The 18,647-nt window shown below is 34.4% G+C and carries 14 protein-coding genes, 5 tRNA genes and 1 pseudogene; 1 reads left to right on the top strand and 19 read right to left on the bottom strand.

Annotated features, from left to right (window positions below):
* Positions 1-1,155, bottom strand: a pseudogene (locus ABJD66_RS04565) (hypothetical protein); the annotation flags it as partial.
* Between the two features lie 378 nt (positions 1,156-1,533).
* On the opposite strand from ABJD66_RS04565, the gene ABJD66_RS04560 reads away from it, so the two are divergent.
* On the top strand, positions 1,534-3,123 hold the full coding sequence (locus ABJD66_RS04560; RefSeq protein WP_303544960.1) for a peptide chain release factor 3: 1,590 nt from the start codon (positions 1,534-1,536) through the stop codon (positions 3,121-3,123).
* Between the two features lie 101 nt (positions 3,124-3,224).
* Here the strand turns inward: ABJD66_RS04560 and ABJD66_RS04555 are convergent, their stop codons facing one another.
* The 18 genes from ABJD66_RS04555 to rpsU all read right to left on the bottom strand — a co-directional run bounded on the left by ABJD66_RS04555 (position 3,225) and on the right by rpsU (position 18,531).
* A complete protein-coding gene (locus tag ABJD66_RS04555) occupies positions 3,225-3,536 on the bottom strand; it encodes a DUF3467 domain-containing protein (protein ID WP_100895137.1) in 312 nt (103 codons plus the stop codon).
* Between the two features lie 5 nt (positions 3,537-3,541).
* The gene (gene rpoC / locus ABJD66_RS04550) at positions 3,542-7,840 is read right to left on the bottom strand and encodes a DNA-directed RNA polymerase subunit beta' (protein WP_303544964.1); all 4,299 of its coding nucleotides are present in this window, start codon (positions 7,838-7,840) and stop codon (positions 3,542-3,544) included.
* 61 nt (positions 7,841-7,901) lie between these two features.
* A complete protein-coding gene (gene rpoB, locus ABJD66_RS04545; RefSeq protein ID WP_100895135.1) occupies positions 7,902-11,711 on the bottom strand; it encodes a DNA-directed RNA polymerase subunit beta in 3,810 nt (1,269 codons plus the stop codon).
* 132 nt (positions 11,712-11,843) lie between these two features.
* Positions 11,844-12,221 carry a 50S ribosomal protein L7/L12 gene (gene rplL / locus ABJD66_RS04540; protein ID WP_100895134.1) on the bottom strand — a complete coding sequence of 126 codons (378 nt, stop codon included), beginning with the start codon at positions 12,219-12,221 and terminating at the stop codon, positions 11,844-11,846.
* Between the two features lie 49 nt (positions 12,222-12,270).
* Positions 12,271-12,786 (bottom strand): 50S ribosomal protein L10, encoded by a 516-nt coding sequence (rplJ, locus tag ABJD66_RS04535; protein WP_100895133.1) that lies wholly within the window; start codon positions 12,784-12,786, stop codon positions 12,271-12,273.
* Between the two features lie 22 nt (positions 12,787-12,808).
* Entirely contained in the window at positions 12,809-13,501 is a 693-nt protein-coding gene (gene rplA, locus ABJD66_RS04530) for a 50S ribosomal protein L1 (RefSeq protein ID WP_100895132.1), read from the bottom strand.
* A gap of 20 nt (positions 13,502-13,521) precedes the next feature.
* Positions 13,522-13,959 carry a 50S ribosomal protein L11 gene (gene rplK, locus ABJD66_RS04525; protein ID WP_013620111.1) on the bottom strand — a complete coding sequence of 146 codons (438 nt, stop codon included), beginning with the start codon at positions 13,957-13,959 and terminating at the stop codon, positions 13,522-13,524.
* Between the two features lie 72 nt (positions 13,960-14,031).
* Positions 14,032-14,583, bottom strand: a complete 552-nt coding sequence (gene nusG, locus ABJD66_RS04520) for a transcription termination/antitermination protein NusG (RefSeq protein ID WP_100895131.1) — start codon at positions 14,581-14,583, stop codon at positions 14,032-14,034.
* Between the two features lie 13 nt (positions 14,584-14,596).
* Positions 14,597-14,785: a preprotein translocase subunit SecE gene (gene secE, locus ABJD66_RS04515; protein ID WP_100895130.1), complete on the bottom strand. Its 189-nt coding sequence runs from the start codon at positions 14,783-14,785 to the stop codon at positions 14,597-14,599.
* A gap of 57 nt (positions 14,786-14,842) precedes the next feature.
* Positions 14,843-14,915: transfer RNA gene (locus tag ABJD66_RS04510), tRNA-Trp, on the bottom strand.
* Between the two features lie 65 nt (positions 14,916-14,980).
* Complete coding sequence (gene tuf / locus ABJD66_RS04505; protein WP_100895129.1) at positions 14,981-16,168, bottom strand: elongation factor Tu; 1,188 nt, start codon at positions 16,166-16,168, stop codon at positions 14,981-14,983.
* Between the two features lie 53 nt (positions 16,169-16,221).
* Positions 16,222-16,293, bottom strand: a tRNA-Thr gene (locus ABJD66_RS04500).
* Positions 16,294-16,467: 174 nt separating this feature from the next.
* Positions 16,468-16,540, bottom strand: a tRNA-Gly gene (locus ABJD66_RS04495).
* A 99-nt stretch (positions 16,541-16,639) separates the two neighbouring features.
* A tRNA-Tyr gene (locus ABJD66_RS04490) sits at positions 16,640-16,721 on the bottom strand.
* Between the two features lie 84 nt (positions 16,722-16,805).
* Positions 16,806-16,879, bottom strand: a tRNA-Thr gene (locus tag ABJD66_RS04485).
* Between the two features lie 108 nt (positions 16,880-16,987).
* A complete protein-coding gene (raiA, locus tag ABJD66_RS04480; protein ID WP_100895128.1) occupies positions 16,988-17,284 on the bottom strand; it encodes a ribosome-associated translation inhibitor RaiA in 297 nt (98 codons plus the stop codon).
* A gap of 47 nt (positions 17,285-17,331) precedes the next feature.
* Positions 17,332-18,222: a tyrosine-type recombinase/integrase gene (locus ABJD66_RS04475; protein ID WP_348128696.1), complete on the bottom strand. Its 891-nt coding sequence runs from the start codon at positions 18,220-18,222 to the stop codon at positions 17,332-17,334.
* 114 nt (positions 18,223-18,336) lie between these two features.
* The gene (gene rpsU / locus ABJD66_RS04470) at positions 18,337-18,531 is read right to left on the bottom strand and encodes a 30S ribosomal protein S21 (RefSeq protein WP_013620117.1); all 195 of its coding nucleotides are present in this window, start codon (positions 18,529-18,531) and stop codon (positions 18,337-18,339) included.
* Positions 18,532-18,647: the final 116 nt, after the last annotated feature.

The raw sequence follows: 18,647 nt of genomic DNA, 5'->3' as shown, positions 1-18,647 counted from the left end.
ATCTGGTGTATCCTCACCATCGTGATTATTTGGTGTAATTCCTTCGTCTCCTGATCCTTCATAAGCATCATCTAAACCATCCATATCTGAATCGTTTCCGCTTGGTGCTATGTAATCTTCTGTTGTTTGTCCTTCTACGTTATCTGGAATACCATCGTTATCTGCGTCTATGTCTCTAAAGTCTGGATTAGAATCTGAATCTGAATTTGTTGGTGTAATACCTTCTCCTGATCCAGGTGTAGTTTCATAAGCATCATCTAAACCATTACCATCAGTATCAAAAGTGCAAGGATGTACAATAGTATTACCTCCTTGAGCTTCAACATTGTCTATAATACCATCATTATCAGAATCTATATCTCTAAAATCTGGTTTCTTATCTCCATCAGTATCAACAGGTGTTAGCCCCAAACCAGGACAACTTTGGTAAGCATCATCTAAACCATCACAATTAACATCTTTATTAATTGGAGCAATGTAGCCGTCTGTAGTTTGTGCCTCTATATTATCTATAATACCATCATCATCAGAATCTATATCTCTAAAATCTGGATGAGAATCACCATCAGTATCAACAGGTGTAATTCCTTGACCTGTTCCACAGTAGTCTTCATAATGATCATCTAAACCATTCTTTGGATCAGAATCCATACCACAAGGTGCGGTAAATTCATTTGTAGACTGAGCTTCTACATTATCCAATATACCGTCATTATCAGAATCAATATCTAAATAATCTTTTCTAGTATCTCCGTCCGTATCTACAGGAGACAAGCCTTCCCCTCCTCCTGGACAAGATTCGTAAGCATCATCTAAACCGTTTCCGTCAGAATCTATACCACTTGGCTTTATATAACCAACTGACAATTGTGCTTCTAAGTTGTCTAAAATACCATCGTTATCAGAATCAATATCTAAACTATTTGGTATTCCGTCTTTATCAAAATCTGCTGTACCTTCTATTGTATCTAAAATACCGTCATTGTCATCATCAATATCGATGTGATCAAAAATGCCATCACCATCTGTATCTACGCCTGGACCAAAATCCGCGTAAACAGTGAATGAAGAGAATATAAATACAACTAAAAAAGTAAACAGAGGAGTCCTCTTTTTGTACAGGGACCTGTTTAATACTAAAGTAAAATTTTCCATAAATGATAGTTAGTGTTACTAATCACCATGGCATTGTTTGTTAAGTTTATACCTAAAAGATTTTGGGACTTCTTGCTTAAACTGGATGCTAAGTTAAAGTTATTTTTAAATACTACATTAAATTTGATATCATATGTTGCATCCGTTCTTTGAAGCGCAAATTTAATCGTTAAAATGTTAATTTTTTAACTTTTAGTTAAAAAAATTTAACAAAAAAAAGTCAAAACCGCTTTTTACTAAAATTCGTAATCTTATAAAAAAAGCAGTTCGTCGAAAATATAAAAACACTCTTATTTATATAACATAAGACCTCAGTATTTATTAACAGAGTTATTAGCATACTATTATTTACCGTACTTTTGCAACAAATTTTTTTAAATGAGTTTTGAAAAAGAAATACAAAAGAGAAGAACTTTTGGTATTATATCTCACCCTGATGCTGGTAAAACAACACTAACAGAAAAGCTATTACTTTTTGGTGGCGCTATACAAGAAGCAGGAGCGGTTAAGAACAATAAAATAAAGAAATCTGCTACCAGTGACTTTATGGAAATTGAAAGACAGAGGGGTATATCTGTAGCCACATCTGTACTTGCCTTTATATATAAGGATAAGAAAATAAATATTTTAGATACTCCAGGACACAAGGATTTTGCTGAAGATACTTTTAGAACATTGACGGCAGTAGATAGCGTTATTGTTGTAATTGATGTTGCAAAAGGTGTTGAGGAACAAACTGAAAAATTGGTTGAAGTATGTAGAATGCGAAAAATACCAATTATTGTTTTTATTAATAAGTTAGACCGTGAAGGTAAAGATGCTTTTGATTTGCTTGATGAAGTAGAACAAAAATTAGGCTTATCTGTTACTCCTTTAAGCTTCCCTATAGGTATGGGATATGACTTTAAAGGAATTTATAATATTTACGAGAAAAACATTAACCTTTTTAGCGGAGACAGTAAAAAAAATATTGAAGAAACCATTGCCTTTGATGATGTTAAAAATCCTGAACTGGAAAATGTAATTGGAGAAAAAGCTGCAGAAACTTTAAGAGATGATTTAGAACTTGTTAGCGGAGTTTACCCAGAGTTTAGCAAAGAAAAATATTTAGCTAGTGAACAACAACCGGTATTTTTTGGTTCTGCCTTAAATAATTTTGGAGTACGTGAACTTTTAGATTGCTTTATTGAAATAGCCCCTTCTCCTAGACCTAAAAAAGCAGAAGAAAGAGAGGTTATAGCTAACGAAAAAGAATTTACTGGTTTTGTATTTAAAATACATGCCAATATGGATCCTAAACATAGAGATAGATTAGCATTTATTAAAATTGTATCTGGAACTTTTGAGCGCAACAAACCTTATTTGCACGTAAGAAATCAAAAGAAGTTGAAATTTTCTAGTCCAAATGCTTTTTTTGCTGAGAAAAAAGAAATTGTAGATATATCTTACCCTGGTGATATTGTTGGATTACACGATACTGGTCATTTTAAAATTGGAGACACTTTAACTGAAGGAGAACAATTACACTATAAAGGGATTCCTAGTTTTAGTCCTGAACATTTTAGATACATAAATAATGCGGACCCTATGAAAGCTAAACCTTTATACAAAGGTATAGACCAATTAATGGACGAAGGTGTTGCTCAATTATTTACATTAGAGTTAAATGGACGTAAAATAATTGGTACCGTTGGTGCTTTACAGTTTGAGGTTATCCAATACAGATTAGAACATGAATATGGCGCTAAATGTACTTACGAAAATTTCCCTGTATTTAAAGCCTGTTGGGTTGACCCTGAAGATAAAAATAATGATGAGTTTAAAGAATTTAAGCGTGTTAAACAAAAATTCCTTGCCAAGGACAAGTCTGGCAAATTGGTATTTTTAGCAGATTCACAATTCTCATTACAAATGACACAACAAAAATACCCTAGTGTAAAACTACATTTTACATCTGAGTTCGAATAAAACAAAGAAAACCATACAATGCATAAAAGCCAAACTATTAAGTTTGGCTTTTTTTATATTGCTTTTAAACAAAAAACCACGCAAATTGCGTGGTTTTTCTATTATGCTTCTCCTGTTGGTCCAAAATTAATTGGTACTGAAGGCTGCTCATAATCTTTAATTGCTCCGTGAGCCTTTTCAAAACGTTGAACATTGTCATTTAATGCTTTTAAAAGCTTTTTAGCATGTTGTGGCGTAAGTATAATTCTACTTTTCACTTTTGCTTTTGGTGCTCCAGGCATCATACTAACAAAGTCTACTACAAACTCTGATACTGAATGGTTAATAATTGCCAAATTAGAGTAAACTCCTTCGGCAGTTTTTTCATCCAACTCAATATTTATTTGTTTTTGATCTTGATTAGAATCACTCATACAACTTAAAATTTAAGTTCTTCTTTACGAGCCATAATCTCATCATATTCTTCTTTAGAACCTACTATGATGCTATCATAATCTCTCATACCTGTACCAGCAGGTATCTTATGACCAACAATTACATTTTCTTTTAATCCTTCTAAACTATCAACTTTACCAGCTACTGCTGCTTCATTTAATACCTTAGTTGTCTCCTGGAATGATGCCGCAGAGATGAAAGATTTAGTCTGTAAAGATGCTCTTGTAATACCTTGTAAAATTGGCGTTGCAGTTGCTGCAACAGCGTCTCTTGCAGATACTAATGCTTTATCAGCACGTCTTAAGATTGAGTTTTCATCTCTTAACTCTCTTGCTGTAATAATCTGTCCAGCTTTTAAGTTATCAGATTCTCCTGCTTCTTCTACAACTTTTTTACCATAAATCTCATCATTTTCCTTGATAAAATCTTCTTTATGAGCCAATTGGTTCTCTAGGAAAATAGTATCTCCCGGATCCTGAATACGAACTTTACGCATCATTTGTCTAACAACAACCTCAAAATGTTTGTCGTTAATTTTTACACCCTGTAAACGATATACTTCCTGAACTTCGTTCACTAAGTATTGTTGTACAGCAGAAGGACCTTTAATTGCTAAGATATCTGCAGGCGTAATAGATCCATCAGATAATGGCATACCAGCTCTTACATAATCGTTTTCTTGTACAAGAATTTGATTAGATAATTTAACTAAGTATTTTTTAACATCACCTAATTTAGACTCTATAATAATTTCACGGTTACCTCTTTTAATTTTACCAAAAGAAACAACACCATCAATTTCTGAAACAACAGCTGGGTTAGATGGATTACGTGCTTCAAAAAGTTCTGTAACTCTTGGAAGACCACCCGTAATATCACCAGACTTAGCAGATTTACGAGGAATCTTAACTAATGTCATACCTTCTGTCACCTTATCGTTATCGTCTACCATAATGTGAGACCCAACTGGAAGGTTGTAAGAACGTAATATTTCATCATTATTATTTTTAACTAATAATGTTGGAATTAATTTCTTGTTTCTAGATTCTGAAATTACTTTCTCTTGGAAACCTGTTTGTTCATCTATTTCTACTTGGTAAGTAACACCTTGCTCTATATTTTCGTATGAAACTTTACCAGTAAATTCTGATACAATTACACCGTTATATGGATCCCAAGAACATATTACATCACCTTTAGCAACTTTAGTTCCGTTTTCTATAGCTAATTGAGAACCGTAAGGTATATTACTTGTACTTAAAGTAATTCCTGTTTTAGCATCAACTATTTTTATTTCTGATGTTCTAGAGATAACAATTTTAATTTTGTTACCTTCATTATCTTCACCATTAACAGTTCTTAGATCTTCTATCTCTGCAACACCTGCAAATTTAGCCTCTAATTTGTTATCTTCAGAAATGTTACCTGCAATACCACCCACGTGGAATGTACGTAGTGTTAACTGTGTACCTGGCTCACCAATAGACTGTGCAGCAACAACACCTACAGCTTCACCTCTTTGTACCATTTTATTGGTAGAAAGGTTACGACCATAACATTTACCACAAATTCCTTTTTCTGCCTCACAAGTTAATGCAGAACGTACTTCTACACTTTCTATAGGAGATGCTTCAATCTTTTTAACATCAGACTCTACTATTAATTGGCCAGCAACTAATAATTGTTCTTCTGTTACAGGATCAAATAAATCATGTAATGATATTCTACCTAATATACGAGCTCCTAAAGATTCAACTATTTCTTCGTTTTTCTTTAAAGCAGATACTTCTATACCTCTTAATGTTCCACAATCTTCAGTGTTAATAATAACATCCTGAGAAACATCAACCAAACGACGTGTTAAATAACCAGCATCGGCAGTTTTTAAAGCGGTATCGGCAAGACCTTTACGCGCACCGTGAGTAGAGATAAAGTATTCAAGAATTGATAAACCTTCCTTAAAGTTAGAAAGAATAGGGTTTTCAATAATTTCACCACCACCTGCAGTAGATTTTTTAGGCTTAGCCATTAATCCACGCATACCAGTTAACTGACGAATTTGTTCTTTAGAACCCCTTGCACCAGAATCTAGCATCATATACACAGAGTTAAATCCTTGCTGATCTTCACGTATACGCTTCATAGCTAACTCTGTTAACTGCGCATTAGTAGAAGTCCAAACATCAATAACTTGGTTATAACGTTCGTTATTAGTAATAAGACCCATGTTGTAGTTAGCCATAATACCGTCTACTTGACCGTTAGCTTCTGCAATCATTTCGTGCTTTTCTTTAGGAATAATAATATCACCTAAACTAAATGATAAACCACCTTTAAAGGCAAACTCATATCCTAAAGTCTTAATCTTATCTAAGAACTCTGCAGTAGTTGGCACGTCTGTAACGGCTAAAATACCACCAATAATATCTCTTAAAGATTTCTTATTTAATACATCATTAATATAACCTGCCTGTTCTGGCACCATCATATTAAATAATACTCTACCTGTTGTAGTAGGTATTATTTGATAAACAAGTTCTCCTTCTTCATTAAAATCTTTTGCACGAACTTTAATTCCTGCATTTAAATCAACTCTTTCCTCATTAAAAGCTATAACAACTTCCTCATCAGAATAAAAAGTTAATCCTTCACCTTTAATTGGCACTTCTGGAGTAGACTTTCTTTCTTTGGTCATATAGTAAAGACCCAAGACCATATCCTGAGATGGTACCGTAATTGGAGAACCATTTGCTGGATTTAAAATATTATGAGAAGCCAACATTAATAATTGACATTCCAAAATAGCTTCTGGTCCTAAAGGTAAATGCACCGCCATTTGATCCCCATCAAAATCGGCGTTAAATGCCGTACATACTAATGGGTGTAAACGAATTGCTTTACCTTCTATAAGTTTTGGCTGAAAAGCTTGAATACCCAATCTGTGCAATGTAGGGGCCCTGTTTAACATTACAGGGTGTCCTTTTAATACATTTTCAAGAATATCCCAAACTACAGGCTCTTTCTTATCTATTATTTTCTTAGCAGATTTAACTGTTTTTACAATTCCTCTTTCTATTAACTTACGTATAACAAAAGGTTTGTAAAGTTCAGCTGCCATATCTTTTGGCAATCCACATTCAAACAACTTTAATTCTGGTCCAACAACAATTACCGAACGAGCAGAATAATCCACACGCTTACCTAAAAGGTTCTGACGGAAACGTCCTTGCTTACCTTTTAATGAATCTGACAATGACTTTAACGGTCTATTAGATTCGGTTTTTACTGCTGATGACTTACGAGTGTTATCAAAAAGAGAATCTACAGACTCTTGAAGCATACGTTTCTCATTTCTAAGAATTACTTCTGGAGCTTTAATCTCTACCAATCTTTTTAAACGATTGTTTCTGATAATTACCCTTCTATATAAATCATTTAAATCTGATGTCGCAAAACGTCCACCATCTAATGGTACTAAAGGTCTAAGTTCTGGTGGAATAACTGGGATTACTTTCATAATCATCCACTCAGGTCTATTTTCTCTATTTTCTTGAGATTCCCTTAATGACTCAACAACTTGTAAACGCTTTAATGCTTCAGTTTTACGTTGTTTAGATGTTTCTGTGTTAGCTTTGTGTCTTAACTCAAATGATAACTCATCTAAATTAATTCTTGACAACAACTCTATTAAACATTCAGCACCCATTTTAGCAATAAACTTATTTGGATCTGTATCTTCCAAATACTGGTTTTCTACTGGTATAGATTCTAATATGTTTAGGTATTCTTCTTCAGTTAAGAAATCCATTTTCTGAATTTCTTCACCTTCTGGTCCTTTAGCAATACCTGCCTGAATTACAACATAACGCTCATAATAGATGATCATGTCTAATTTCTTAGAAGGTAAACCTAATAAGTAACCAATTTTGTTTGGTAAAGAACGGAAGTACCAGATGTGAGCTACAGGAACAACTAAATTAATGTGCCCTACTCTATCTCTACGTACTTTCTTTTCTGTTACTTCTACCCCACAACGGTCACAAACAATACCACGGTAACGGATACGTTTGTATTTACCACAGGCACATTCATAATCCTTTACAGGGCCAAAAATACGCTCACAGAAAAGTCCATCCCTTTCTGGTTTGTGGGTTCTATAATTAATTGTTTCAGGTTTTAAAACTTCTCCTCTTGACTCTGCCAAAATAGCTTCTGGAGATGACAATCCGATTGAAATTTTATCGAACCTTTTTATGGTATTATTATCCTTTGGTCTAGCCATAACAATATGGTGATCTTAAAATTAAATATATCTAACAAATAGTGTTCAAGACAAGGTCTTGTTATTCTTCCAATCTAATATCTAAACCTAATCCCTTAAGTTCATGCATTAATACATTGAAAGATTCTGGTAAACCAGGTTCTGGCATTGTTTCACCTTTAACAATAGATTCATACGTCTTAGCTCTACCAATAACATCATCAGACTTAACTGTTAATATTTCTCTTAGTGTTGCAGACGCACCGTATGCCTCAAGTGCCCAAACTTCCATTTCTCCAAAACGCTGACCACCAAATTGTGCTTTACCACCTAATGGTTGTTGTGTAATTAAAGAGTATGGTCCTATAGAACGAGCGTGCATTTTATCATCTACCATATGCCCTAATTTAAGCATGTAAATAACACCTACTGTTGCTGGCTGATCAAAACGTTTTCCTGTTCCACCATCATGTAAGTATGTATGTCCAAATCTTGGAATACCTGCCTCATCTGTGTAACCGTTTATTTGTTCTAATGTAGCACCATCAAAAATTGGAGTTGCATACTTTTTACCTAATTTTAAACCGGCCCAACCTAATACAGTCTCATATATTTGCCCAATGTTCATACGTGATGGTACACCTAATGGGTTTAATACGATATCTACTGGAGTACCGTCTGCTAAGAAAGGCATATCTTCATGACGTACAATACGTGCAACAATACCTTTGTTACCGTGACGACCCGCCATTTTATCACCTACTTTTAGCTTACGTTTTTTAGCCACATAAACTTTTGCTAGTTTCATTATTCCTGGAGGCAACTCATCACCAACAGAAATTGTAAACTTATCTCTTCTTAGGTTACCTTGAAGGTCATTAAGCTTAATTTTATAGTTGTGAATTAAATCTGCAACCATAGCATTAAGGTCTTTATCAACCGTCCAGCTACCACCTACTAAGTGTGCAAAATCATCAACAGAGTTTAACATTTTCATTGAGTACTTTTTTCCTTTTGGAAGAACCTCTTCTCCTAAATCGTTAAGTACACCCTGAGATGTTTTTCCGTTAACTAAAGTAAATAACTTCTCTACTAATATGTCTTTAAGTTGTTGGAATTTTACTTCGTATTCTAACTCTAACTTATTAATAGCATCCTTATCTTCTACACGAGTACGTTTATCTTTTATAGATCTAGAAAATAATTTCTTACCTATAACAACACCTCTTAATGATGGTGAAGCCTTTAAAGATGCATCTTTTACGTCTCCTGCTTTATCTCCAAATATAGCACGTAGTAATTTTTCTTCTGGTGTTGGGTCTGACTCTCCTTTAGGAGTAATCTTACCTATTAAAATATCTCCAGGTTTTACTTCTGCACCAATACGGATCATTCCGTTTTCATCTAAGTCTTTAGTAGCCTCTTCAGAAACGTTTGGAATATCATGTGTTAATTCTTCAGCACCTAATTTAGTATCTCTAACCTCTAAAGAGTATTCATCTATATGTATAGATGTAAAGATATCTTCACGTACTACTTTTTCAGAAATTACAATTGCATCCTCAAAGTTATACCCTTTCCAAGGCATAAAGGCTACTTTCATATTCCTACCTAAGGCTAACTCTCCTAATTGAGTAGCATAACCTTCACACAATACTTGTCCTTTTTTAACTTTATCGCCTTTTTCTACAATTGGCTTAAGGTTAATACTTGTACCTTGGTTTGTTTTTCTAAACTTAACCAAGTTATATGTTTTAGCATCCTCTTCAAAACTAACAAGACGTTCCTCTTCAGTTCTATCATATTTAATAGTAACTTTTTGAGAATCTACGTACTCAACAACACCATCTCCTTCAGCATTAATTAATACTCTAGAGTCTGATGCTACTTGGCGTTCTAAACCAGTACCAACAATTGGAGATTCTGGTCTTAATAATGGAACTGCCTGACGCATCATGTTAGATCCCATTAATGCACGGTTGGCATCATCATGTTCTAAGAAAGGAATTAATGATGCAGATATTGATGCAATTTGATTTGGAGCAACATCTGTATAATTAATTTCTGCTGGATCTACCACTGGGAAATCACCTTCTTCACGAGCAATTACTTTTTCAACATCAATTTCACCATCTTCCTTTAAAGGAATATTGGCTTGAGAGATTTTCATTCCTTCTTCTTCCTCTGCACTTAAGTAACCATATTCTTCTGTATCAACAACACCATTAGTTACCTTACGGTATGGAGTCTCTAAGAAGCCCATTGGATTAACTTTTGCATATACTGCAAGAGATGAAATAAGTCCAATGTTTGGTCCTTCAGGAGTTTCAATAGGACAAAGTCTTCCGTAGTGCGTATAGTGAACATCACGCACCTCAAACCCTGCTCTTTCTCTTGATAAACCTCCAGGTCCTAGTGCAGATAATCTACGCTTGTGTGTTATTTCTGCTAATGGATTCGTTTGATCCATAAACTGAGACAACTGGTTAGTACCAAAGAAAGAATTAATAACAGAAGATAATGTCTTCGCGTTAATTAAATCTATAGGTGTAAATACTTCGTTATCTCTAACGTTCATACGCTCACGAATAGTTCTTGCCATACGAGCAAGACCTACACCAAACTGCTGAGATAATTGCTCACCAACTGTACGTACACGACGGTTAGATAAGTGATCAATATCATCAATCTCTGCTTTAGAGTTTATAAGCTCTATTAAATACTTTATTATAGTAATGATATCTTCTTTAGTCAAGACTTGCTTGTCCATTCCAATATCTAACTGTAATTTTTTATTCATTCTGTAACGACCTACTTCACCTAAGTTGTAACGTTGGTCAGAAAAGAATAATTTATCTATAATTCCACGTGCTGTTTCCTCATCTGGCGGTTCAGCATTACGTAATTGTCTATAAATATGCTCAACAGCCTCTTTTTCTGAGTTTGTTGGATCTTTTTGTAATGTATTATGAATAATTGCATAGTCAGACTGTGCATTATTTTCTTTATGTAAAAGGATAGTTTTTACATCTGCCTCCATAATTTCGGCAATATGTTCTTTTTCAAGAACTGTATCTCTATCTAATACAATTTCATTTCTTTCAATAGAAACAACTTCACCTGTATCTTCATCTACGAAATCCTCGTGCCAAGTATTTAAAACTCTAGCAGCAAGTTTACGTCCTAAAACTTTTTTAAGTCCAGCATTTGAAACTTTAACTTCTTCTGATAAATCAAAGATTTCCAAAATATCCTTATCACGTTCAAAGCCAATAGCTCTAAATAAGGTTGTTACTGGTAATTTTTTCTTTCTATCAATGTATGCGTACATAACGCCATTGATATCTGTTGCAAATTCTATCCAAGATCCCTTAAAAGGAATTACTCTGGCAGAATACAATTTAGTACCGTTAGCATGGAAAGACTGTCCAAAGAAAACCCCTGGAGAACGGTGTAATTGAGAAACAACAACACGCTCAGCACCATTAATAACAAATGTACCACTTGGTGTCATATAAGGAATTGTTCCTAAGTACACATCTTGTACTATAGTTTCAAAATCTTCATGTTCTGGGTCCGTACAATAAAGTTTAAGTCTTGCCTTTAGTGGAACACTATAGGTTAATCCTCTTTCTATACACTCTTGAATAGAGTATCTAGGTGGATCAATAAAGTAATCAAGAAACTCTAATACGAATTGATTTCTTGTGTCAGTAATTGGAAAGTTTTCCAAGAAGGTATTATACAAACCTTCGTCGCCTCTTTCATCAGATTTAGTTTCAAGTTGGAAGAAATCCTGAAATGATTTAATCTGAATGTCCAAGAAATCCGGGTAATCTGGAATATTCTTAGCTGATGCAAAATTTATTCTTTGAGTCTGTTTTGTGAACATCAATGGACAAAATTATGTTATGAATAGTATTCTCGTAGTATATTACTTCATATACAATATATATAAAAATGGGATTAGGTCTATACGCATAAAGCGTAAAGACCTATCCCAAAAACGTTATGGTTGTTGCTATTATTTAAGCTCAACTTCCGCTCCTGCTTCTTCTAAAGATTTTTTGATACCTTCAGCTTCGTCTTTAGAAACACCTTCTTTAACAGCTTTTGGTGCGCTATCTACGATGTCTTTAGCATCTTTTAAACCTAAACCAGTTAATTCCTTAACTAATTTTACAACTGCTAACTTAGAAGAACCAGCTGCTTTTAATACAACATCAAACTCAGTTTGCTCATCTGCAGCTTCACCACCAGCAGCTCCACCACCAGCAGCAACAGCTACTGCAGCAGCAGCAGGCTCAATACCGTACTCATCTTTTAATATATTTGCTAACTCATTTACTTCTTTTACAGTTAAGTTAACTAATTGTTCTGCGAAATCTTTTAAATCTGCCATTTTTCTATCGTTTAATAAATTTTTAAAATATAATTGTTTTTAGTGCGCACTACTTTTCGGATAATGTCTTAAGAATTCCAGCGATTTTACCACCACCAGATTTAAGTCCAGAAATAACGTTTTTAGCTGGTGATTGTAACAATCCAATAATATCGCCAATAACTTCTTCTTTAGACTTAATGCTAACTAAAGCATCTAATTGATCATCTCCTACATATACTTCTTCTTCAATGAATGCTCCTTTTAATAAAGGCTTATCAGATTTTTTTCTGAAGTTCTTTATTAATTTTGCTGGTGCATTACTAGTTTCAGAAAACATTAAAGAAGTATTACCTTTTAATACCTCTGGAAGTTCTCCAAAATCTTTATCCGAAGCTTCCATTGCCTTTGCCAGCAATGTATTCTTAATAACTGAAAGTTTAACACCTGCCTTAAAACAAGCTCTTCTTAAGTCAGAAGTAGCTACAGCATCTAAACCAGAAATATCAGCCAAGTAAATGGTTGCATTTTCAGCTAACTGTGAAGTTAAATCTTCTATTACGTTTAATTTTTCTTCTTTTGTCATAATATAAACTTTAAAGCAACAGTTACGCTACTACTTTTGGATCTAATTGAACACTTGGGCTCATTGTACTAGATAGGTAAACGCTTTTTACGTAAACACCTTTTGCAGCAGTAGGCTTTAATTTATTAAGCGTATCAAACAATTCTTTTGCATTCTCCGCAATCTTATCTTCTGAGAAAGAAACTTTCCCGATAGCAGCATGCACAATACCTGTTTTATCAACTTTAAAATCAATTTTACCAGCTTTAACTTCAGATACAGCCTTAGCAATATCCATAGTAACTGTTCCTGTTTTTGGATTAGGCATTAAACCTCTTGGCCCTAAAACTCTACCTAAAGGTCCTAGTTTACCCATTACACTTGGCATAGTGATAATTACATCAACATCCGTCCAACCGCTTTTAATTTTATCCAAATATTCATCTAACCCAACATAATCCGCACCAGCTTCTTTAGCTTCTGCTTCCTTATCTGGAGTTACTAAAGCCAAAACTTTAACATCTTTACCTGTTCCGTGTGGTAATGTTACAACCCCACGTACCATTTGATTTGCTTTTCTAGGATCTACACCCAAACGAACTGCAACATCAACAGATGAATCAAATTTTGTATTAGTTATTTCTTTTATTAAAGCAGATGCTTCTTCCAAAGAATAAAGTTTATTCTTATCTATCTTTGCGTAAGCGTCTTTTTGCTTTTTTGTTAATTTCGCCATTTTAAATTGCTTTTAAGATTTTAAAAAGGTCTAGTACCTGAAACTTTTAAACCCATAGATCTTGCAGTACCTGCTATCATACTCATTGCCGACTCTACTGTAAATGCATTTAAATCTACCATTTTGTCTTCTGCAATTTGCTTAACTTGGTCCCAAGATACACTTGCCACTTTGTTTCTGTTAGGTTCGCCAGATCCTTTCTTTATCTTAGCTGCCTCTAAAAGCTGAACTGCCGCTGGCGGTGTCTTAACGATAAAGTCAAAAGACTTATCTTTAAATACCGTGATAACAACTGGTAAAACCTTACCTTGTTTGTCCTGTGTACGCGCATTAAATTGCTTACAGAACTCCATGATGTTAACTCCGGCAGCACCTAAAGCGGGTCCAACCGGTGGCGATGGATTCGCTGCACCTCCCCTAACTTGTAGTTTAACTACTTTACTTACTTCTTTTGCCATTGTATAAAATTAAATTCGAAAAATATATGCTATTCGGAAGCAACACACATTTTTGCTATGTAACAGTTCTTATTATACTTTTTCAACTTGCATATAACTTAACTCTAATGGGGTTTTTCTTCCGAAAATCTTAACCATTACTTCAAGCTTACGCTTTTCTTCATTGATCTTCTCAACAGTTCCATTAAAACCATTAAAAGGCCCATCAACAACCTTTATTGTTTCTCCTAATACAAAAGGAATAGCAACACTATCTGTAGTCACAGCTAGCTCATCTACTTTTCCTAACATACGATTTACTTCTGATTTTCTTAAAGGGACTGGATCACCACCTTTAACTTCTCCTAAAAAACCAATTACATTAGTTATTGACCTGATGATATGCACCATTTCCCCTCCTAAATTAGCTTTTACCATTATGTACCCAGGAAAATAAACTTTTTCTTTGTTTACTTTTTTTCCGTTACGAACCTGAACCACTTTTTCTGTAGGAACTAAAACATCCTCTAAATAATCAGAAAAACCTAATCTAGCTACTTCACTCTCAATGTAACCCTTAATTTTGTTTTCTTGACCACTTACAGCCCTTACTACATACCATTTTTTCTCTAACACTTCTGACATAGTACGCGGGATATTAGTTTATTACTTTATCAAAATAAAACTTAACAGCTTTACTAAAAAGCTCATCTACACCCCAAGTTGCCAAGGCAAACAAAATAGTAAAAACAGCTACAACAACCATAAGGTTAGATGCATCTGCTTTTGTTGGCCACGTAACATTATTTCTAAGTTCTTCTACTGATTCTTTAATATATGTTAGCATGCGAATGTTTTACTTTATTATTTAAAAACGAAAGGAAACGCAATTCCTATCTATATGCACGGGCGGAGAGACTCGAACTCCCGACACCTGGTTTTGGAGACCAGTGCTCTACCAACTGAGCTACGCCCGTATATTTACATTGAAAGGTATCCTACCTCGGCAGGACACCCTCAATGTAATTTACTTATTTTAGACCTATTCTATGATCTTAGTTACCTGACCAGCACCTACTGTTCTACCACCCTCACGGATCGCAAAACGTAAACCTTCACTAAGTGCAATAGGAGATAATAATTCTACTGTAATAGTTAAGTTATCACCAGGCATAACCATCTCAACACCTGAAGGAAGATTAATTGTTCCTGTTACATCCGTTGTTCTTACGTAGAACTGTGGACGGTAGTTGTTATGGAATGGCGTGTGACGACCACCTTCTTCTTTCTTCAAGATATAAACCTCAGCCTCAAACTTAGAGTGTGGCTTAACAGAACCTGGCTTACAGATTACCATACCTCTACTGATTTGAGATTTTTCAATACCTCTTAATAAGATACCTACATTATCTCCAGCTTCACCTCTATCTAATATCTTACGGAACATCTCAACACCAGTAATAGTAGAAGCTAATTTCTCAGCACCCATACCAATAATATCAACAGCATCACCTGTATTTGCAACACCAGTCTCTATACGACCAGTTGCAACAGTTCCACGACCTGTAATTGTAAATACATCCTCAACAGGCATTAAGAAATCTTTATCTACATCACGCTTTGGTAATTCGATCCAGTCATCAACAGCAGCCATAAGCTCCATTACTGTATCTACCCATTTTTGCTCACCATTAAGTGCACCTAAAGCAGAACCAGAAACAACAGGTCCATTATCACCATCATACTCATAAAAAGAAAGTAATTCTCTTACTTCCATCTCAACAAGCTCTAAAAGCTCCTCATCATCAACCATATCAACCTTGTTTAAGAAAACAACGATTCTTGGAATACCTACCTGACGACCTAATAAGATGTGCTCACGTGTTTGTGGCATTGGACCATCAGTTGCAGCAACTACAAGTATAGCACCATCCATCTGAGCAGCACCAGTTACCATGTTCTTAACGTAATCCGCGTGACCTGGACAATCTACGTGTGCATAGTGACGGTTAGCAGTTGAATACTCTACGTGGGAAGTATTAATTGTTATACCTCTTTCTTTTTCCTCAGGAGCGTTATCGATAGAATCGAAACTTCTTAATTCAGAAAGACCTGCATTTGCCAATACTGTAGTAATAGCAGCAGTTAAAGTAGTTTTACCGTGATCTACGTGTCCAATAGTACCTATATTTAAGTGCGGTTTGGAACGATCAAAAGTTTCCTTTGCCATGTTTAATGAGTTTTAATCTTAGTTATATATTAGTGTACAAATTATACTTCTTGAGCCAATGACGAGATTTGAACTCGTGACCTCTTCCTTACCAAGGAAACGCTCTACCCCTGAGCTACACCGGCGTAAAACGTTCTTTAATTTAATCGCTATTCTTTACAAATAACTTAAAAACCAATGCCTATAATCAGGAATGACATCGCTGTCTATAAAAACATATTTTCATCTTCAAAAAATCAACTTCAAAATATATCCTTACACAACTTCTTCTTAAACTTTAACACTTAAGAAAAACTTAGAGCGAGAGACCGGGTTCGAACCGGCGACATTCAGCTTGGAAGGCTGACGCTCTACCAACTGAGCTACTCTCGCATTCTTATTTTTTTTGCAAATCTCTGAAAAATTTTAGAAACTCACAACTTTCATTATTTCAAACAAAACAACCTAATTTTATTTTGCTTTAACTTATTGTGGGGAGAGCAGGATTCGAACCTGCGAAGACGTAGTCAGCAGATTTACAGTCTGCCCTCGTTGGCCGCTTGAGTATCTCCCCAAAACTTTTTTTTCAGTATCAAAAGAACTTTTAAAAAAGCTTGATTTCACATTGTAAAACCAAGACTAACTTTTCAAAATTTAGAGCCGATGGAGGGACTCGAACCCACGACCTGCTGATTACAAATCAGCTGCTCTAGCCAGCTGAGCTACATCGGCTTTTGCCTTACTTTTTTGCTTTAAAAAAGCCCGCTATTTCTAACGGACTGCAAATGTATAACTAGTTTTTAGTTTTTCAAAACATTTTTTAAAAAAAATTAAAAAAAATTACACCCTTAATTTTTCTTTTCTTTTAACAAGCTGTCTTTCAATAGAATTGCAAGCAGAGTCAATTGCCTCCTCAAAAGACTTACATTGTTTTTTTACCATAATATTTTCCTTAGGTACCCTAATTTTGATCTCTACAATCTTATTTTCTTTAGAACTTGTATTCTCAACTTTTAAATAAACATCCGAACTTATTACTTTATCATAAAAGGTTTCTAGCTTATCTAATCTGACCTGTACAAAAGACATTAAATCTTCATTTGCATTAAAATTAACTGATTGGGTGTTTACTTTCATAAGAGAAGTTTTTTTAAATTAAACAATATCAGCATCAATAAGATTTGTTATTTTTTATTTCTAGGGTGAGCAGCCAAATGTACTTTTTTTAGTTCCGCTATACTGTTATGTGTATACACTTGAGTAGATGCCAAGCTTGAGTGCCCTAACAATTCTTTTACTGAATTTAAATCCGCCCCTTCATTCAACAAATGAGTCGCAAATGTATGTCTAAGTATATGCGGACTATTTTTTTGCTTAGAAGAGACCTTACTAAAATAGCGATTTATTATTCTATACACAAGGCTTTCATACACTTTAACTCCTGTTTTTAACAGAAACAGAGACTCTTTATCGTTTATTACAGGTAACACCTCCCTACTGTCCAAATAAAACGCCACCCAAGGACAAACAAATGGAGCCAGTGGCACTATACGCTCTTTATTTCTTTTACCTAAAACCTTTATTGTTTTACCTTTTAGATCTAAATCTTTAACCTTTAAATTAACAAGCTCTATACGCCTTATACCCGTAGCATATAACAGGCCAATTATTAACTTATCTCTTACCCCCTCAAAATCAGTATTAAAATTCACCGCATTCAAGGCTTTTTCCACCTCTTCAAAAGAGAACGGTATTTCTATTTTCTTAGATGTTCTTAAGGCTTTATGTTTCACCAAAGGATGCACTTCTATACGACCTATTTTTTGAAGAAATTTATAATACGCCTTCAAAGAAGCTATTTTTCTATTTACAGACCTATTTGATAACCCATCTGACACCAAAACTATAATCCAGTTACGAATAAAAACATAGGGCACATCATCTATAGAACTTAATTGATAATTAAGCTCACAAAATTCTACAAACACGCTTATATCTTTTGCATAAGCTGTTACAGTATGATGAGAATAGTTTTTCTCTAGCGACAAGTATGATATAAATGCTTCTAATGACATAATAAATTAAAGATACAGCTTTAACTTTAGACAATAAAAAAATCCTATTTAGATTGAAAATTATCAACCTAAATAGGATTTATACTAAAATACTAAGAATTAAATCTTAAAGAATTATACTTCTTCTTGATCTCTTAATCCTTGTACATATTGTGCTTTTTGGATTTGAGCTCTACGAACAACCGACGGCTTTGAAAACTGTTGACGCTTTCTTAACTGACGCATTCCACCTGTTCTATCAAACTTACGCTTAAAACGCTTAAGTGCTCTATCTATATTCTCTCCTTCTTTTACTGGTATAATTAACATGGGCAATAACCTCCTCTCTTTTGTGATTTTTAAGATTGCAAATATATAAACTAATTTACAATTAACAACTACTTATTTATTTATTCTGTTTTTTCTTTGAAAAATACAGTCAAACC

The organism is Cellulophaga sp., assembly GCF_039943695.1.
Lineage (GTDB): Bacteria > Bacteroidota > Bacteroidia > Flavobacteriales > Flavobacteriaceae > Cellulophaga.
Note: the sequence above shows the minus strand (reverse complement) of the source record. Positions and strands in the feature narration are given on the sequence as shown.